The sequence below is a fragment of the Actinotalea sp. C106 genome, assembly GCF_023630195.1.
Lineage (GTDB): Bacteria > Actinomycetota > Actinomycetes > Actinomycetales > Cellulomonadaceae > Actinotalea.
Map to the genome: position 1 here is coordinate 1 of NZ_JALPKN010000273.1, position 4,149 is coordinate 4,149.

Genomic DNA, 4,149 nt, shown 5'->3' on the forward strand with positions numbered 1-4,149 from the left:
CGCACCGGTCGGCCTCGCGCTGGTGCTCGTCGGAGCGCGCCTCGAGGGTCGCGAGCTCGGTGCGCAAGGCGGTGCGGCGGCGCACCAGGTCGAGCTGACGGCGCCCGTCGTCGAGGGCCTGCTGGGTGCCTGCGCACGCGGCCTTCGCCTGGTCCGCGACGGTTCGAGCCCGACGTGCCCGCTCTTCGAGGGCGTCGGCGTGGGCGCGTCCGAGGGCGAGCAGACCGCCCTCGCCGTCGGGGTCCTCGAGGGAGCCGCTCGCGGCCTGCAGGGCCGTGGCCTCCTCCTCGGCCAGCCCGGCGGCACCGAGGAGGTGGGCTGTGCTGCGGGCGACGGCCTCGCGACCGTCCTCGACCGCACGGCCGACCTCGGCCCGCATCCGCACGAGGCGCTGCTCGACCTGCTCGTAGACCGCGGTGCCGAAGACGCGCTGAAGCAGTCCGCGGCGGTCTTCGGGCTTGGCCCGCAGGAATCCGGCGAACTCGCCCTGGGGGAGCACGACGGTCTGGACGAACTGGTGCCTGTCGAGGCCGACGATCCGCTGCAGCTCGAGCCCGGCCTCGTCGAGCCGCGCGGAGAGCAGCTCGCCGTCCTCGGGGGCGTCGGGGCTGCTCAGCCGCCACAGGCGCACGGAGGCCTGCTGCAGGGTGGTGCCGGAGCCACGCTGCTTGGGGCGCTGGTAGGCGGGGGTACGGCGCACCCGGTAGATCCCTGAGCCGCACTCGAAGACCAGGTCGACGACGGTCTCGTCGGCGGGGCTCGCGTGGGCTGAGCGGAGTCGTTCGTCGCTCGCGTCCTTCGAGGCGACCTTGCCGTACAGGGCGAAGACGAGGGCGTCGATGAGGGTCGACTTCCCAGCCCCGGTGGGCCCTTCGAGGAGGAAGATCCCCGAGGCGCCGAGCTCGGCGAAGTCGATGGTGTGGGCGCCGGCGAAGGGCCCGAGGGCCTGCAGGGTCATGGTGTGCAGGTACATCAGGCGCTCCGCTCCGCGGCGAGCACGTCCTCGTAGGCCCGGCGCAGCACCGCGAGCTCGGCCTCGGTCGGGGCGGTGCCGGTCACGTGCTCGACGAAGTCGGCCGTGACCTCGAGCGGGTCCCGCGCGGCGGTGACCACGGTGGCCCGGTCGGTCGCGGCACCCCCGGTCGGGCGGTGCTCGACCGCGAGCGCGTGCGGGAAGCGGTCCCGCACGCGGGCGTAGAGCTCGTTCGGCCGGGCGGGGTCGGTCACCACGACGCGCACCCAGTCCTGGACGTGGGGCTCGCCGGTGGCGCCGAGGAGGTCCTCGAGGCTCCCGGTGACCTCGGCCAGACGCCGCGGGACCGGCGCGGGGACCAACTCGAGCTCGCCGACCACGCCGTCGGCGCCGAGCTCGACGATCACCGAGGCCTTGCGCTGGTTCCGCTCGGAGAAGGAGTAGGCGAGAGGTGAGCCCGAGTACTGCAGCACGGGCCCGCGGTCGCCCTCGGCCTGCTGGGGGAAGCGCAGCCGCTGGGGTCCATGCAGGTGCCCCAGCGCGACGTAGTCCACCCCCGTGAAAACCCCGGCGGGCACCGAGTCCACCCCGCCGACGCGGATGTCCCGCTCGGACTCCGAGGGCTCACCCCCGACGACGAAGGCGTGGGCCATGACGACCGACCGCATCGGCTCGGAAGCACCGGCAGCGCGTGCCGCGAGGTCGGCCCGCACCCGCCGCATCGCGGCAGCCATGACGGCCTCGTGCGAGCGAGGCAGGGGACGCGGGGCGCCCTCCTCGTCGGACTCCTCGGCCAGCTCGCGGCGGACCACGTCAGGGTCGAGGTAGGGCAGGGCGTAGACAAGGGTGGGCGCGCCGTCCTCGCTGCGCAGCTCGACCGGGCGCCCGACGTCGGCCACGCGGGCCCGCACGTGCACGCCGTCGCGCAGGAGGGAGGAGGCGAAGCCGAGGCGGATCGCGGAGTCGTGGTTGCCCGGGGTCACCACGACCTGGGCGTGGGCGGACAGCCGGTCCAGGGCGTCGGCGAGGAGCTGGACGGCCTCGACCGGAGGCACCGCGCGGTCGTAGACGTCCCCCGAGACCACGACGGCCTCGACCGAGGCGCTGCGCACAAGGTCGACGAGGTGGTCGAGGTACTCGGCCTGGTGCCCGAGCAGATCCACCCCGTGCAGCGTGCGACCGAGGTGCCAGTCGCTCGTGTGCAGGATCCGCATGGGGCCGACGGTAGCCCGGACCACCGACACGACCCTGCACCCGTCGCCGTGCGGCGACCCGCGCGGTCCCCGCGATCCTGGACGCCCCCGGATCAGTGCTGGTGACCTCCAACAAGCGCGACGTCGTCGACGCCACCCGCGACGTCCGCGCCCACGCCGGGCCGGTGTGGGTCTTCGACCCCCAAGCCATCGCCCTGGAAGACCCGACCTGGTGGTGGAACCCGCTGTCCTACGTGACCGACGAGGTCCGCGCCGCCAAGCTCGCCGAACACTTCGCCACCGGGTCCCGCGACCCCGGAGCCAAGACCGACGCCTACTTCGACCCCGCCGGCCAAGACCTCCTCGCCGGCCTCCTACTCGCCGCAGCCCTCGACTCCCGGCCGATCACCGCGGTCTACACCTGGCTAACCCGCCCCACCGACGAAACAGCCGTCGACATCCTGCGCGAGCACGGGTTCACCCTGACCGCCGACCAGGTCGCCGGCGTCGTCTCCGCCCCGGACAAGCAGCGCGGCGGGGTGTTCGGCACCGCCCAGCAGATGGCCTCCTGTCTGACCAACCGCCAAGTCGCCACCTGGATCACCCCCGCCGGGCCCACCGACCCCCGCCCTCAGTTCTCGCCGGAGGACTTCGTGCGGGCTGACGGCGGGACCCTGTACTCCCTGTCCAAGGAAGGGCGCGGGACCGCCGGGCCGCTGGTCACCGCGTTGACCGTCGCCGTGGTCGAGGCCGCTGAGGAGCTCGCCGCCCGCTCCGCTGGTGGTCGCCTGGGCACGCCGTTGGTGGGGGTGCTCGATGAGGCGGCGAACGTGTGCCGGTGGCGGGAGCTGCCGAACCTGTACTCCCACTACGGGTCCCGCGGCATCGTGCTCATGACCATCCTGCAGTCCTGGTCCCAAGGCACCGAAGTCTGGGGCGAAGCCGGGATGAAGAAGCTCTGGTCGGCGGCCAACATCAAGGTCTACGGCGGCGGAGTCAGCGAAGCTGCCTTCCTCGAGGACCTCTCGCGCATGATCGGCGACTACGACCGCCTGTCCTCCTCCACCTCCTCCGGGCGCGGACACCGCACCGTCTCCCAACAGCTGCACCGCGAACGCATCCTGGACGTCGCGGACCTGGCCGCGCTGCCCAAGGGACGCGCGGTGGTCCTGGCCTCCGGGTCCAGGCCGACCCTGATTCGCACCACCCCCTGGATGGCTGGCCCTCACGCCGCCGCGGTGAGGGCTTCGATCGCAGCCCACGACCCTCAGGCCGAGCGGACCATCCACCAAGCTCAGACCGACCTGGTCACCGTGCAGGCAAGCTCGGTGGGGGAGGGGGCCCTGTGAGCGATTGGGGCCAGGACGACTACGACGACCCAGACACCGCCGAGGGCGGTGACGAGATGTCCGGTGAGGAGCCGGAGCTCTACTACGAGTCGGTGGACGAGTTCGTGCGCGAATACCTACGCCACGTCTACAAGCGCCGCATCGACGGCTGCCACCGCTGCTGGGCAGGGCAGTGGTGGCGCTACGACGAAGCCGTCATCCGTCTCGAAGCCCTCTGGCGAGCGTGGGAACACCTACGCCAAGACCCCGCCACCGGCATGAGCATCTGGTTCCGCGACCACGCCGACCACCACATGCCCGCCCTCATGGACCCCGACGGACCCTTCGCAGGGGCCACCGACGGGGAGGAGAACACCTGCAAGAAGGGCGAGCCCCTGCCCTACGTGGCTCCCCCTGAGGGCGTGTTCGTCGATGTACGCGAGCACACGACCGCAGGCTCGCGACGCCTCTGACCGCCGCAATATGACCTGGGCTGAGAGCAGGGAAGGGCTGCCTGCGCGGAAGGGTCAGGCTCCCAGCGTGGTGGTCGTGAGTGCGGGTCGTCTGGTGGGTGGAGCGGCCCAGCGCAGGATGAACCGTCACGGGTCTGGTGCCGTTCTCATACTGGCTGCGTCTCCGGGTGGAGGGCAGTGGT

Annotated in this window: 4 protein-coding genes; 2 read left to right on the top strand and 2 right to left on the bottom strand. The window is 72.5% G+C overall.

What is annotated here, in order from left to right; translation table 11 throughout:
• Both L0B03_RS14720 and L0B03_RS14725 read right to left on the bottom strand, forming a co-directional pair.
• The coding region (locus tag L0B03_RS14720; protein WP_250447110.1) for an AAA family ATPase at positions 1-973 on the bottom strand (973 nt) is incomplete at its 3' end.
• Positions 973-2,187, bottom strand: coding sequence for an exonuclease SbcCD subunit D (locus L0B03_RS14725; RefSeq protein ID WP_250447113.1), 1,215 nt, complete (start codon positions 2,185-2,187; stop codon positions 973-975). The genes L0B03_RS14720 and L0B03_RS14725, both read right to left, overlap by 1 nt.
• Before the next feature lie 74 nt (positions 2,188-2,261).
• Between L0B03_RS14725 and L0B03_RS14730 the strand changes: the two genes are divergently transcribed.
• Together L0B03_RS14730 and L0B03_RS14735 are read left to right on the top strand one after the other, a co-directional pair.
• A complete protein-coding gene (locus tag L0B03_RS14730) occupies positions 2,262-3,515 on the top strand; it encodes a type IV secretory system conjugative DNA transfer family protein (RefSeq protein WP_374204966.1) in 1,254 nt (417 codons plus the stop codon).
• Entirely contained in the window at positions 3,512-3,967 is a 456-nt protein-coding gene (locus L0B03_RS14735; protein WP_250447116.1) for a DUF4913 domain-containing protein, read from the top strand. Before L0B03_RS14730 ends, L0B03_RS14735 begins: the two co-directional genes overlap by 4 nt.
• The last annotated feature ends 182 nt before the right edge of the window (positions 3,968-4,149 follow it).

Bases quoted from the DNA above. Each gene is read 5' to 3' on its own strand.
- L0B03_RS14725 (WP_250447113.1), bottom strand. From the start codon at position 2,187: ATGCGGATCCTGCACACGAGCGACTGGCACCTCGGTCGCACGCTGCAC.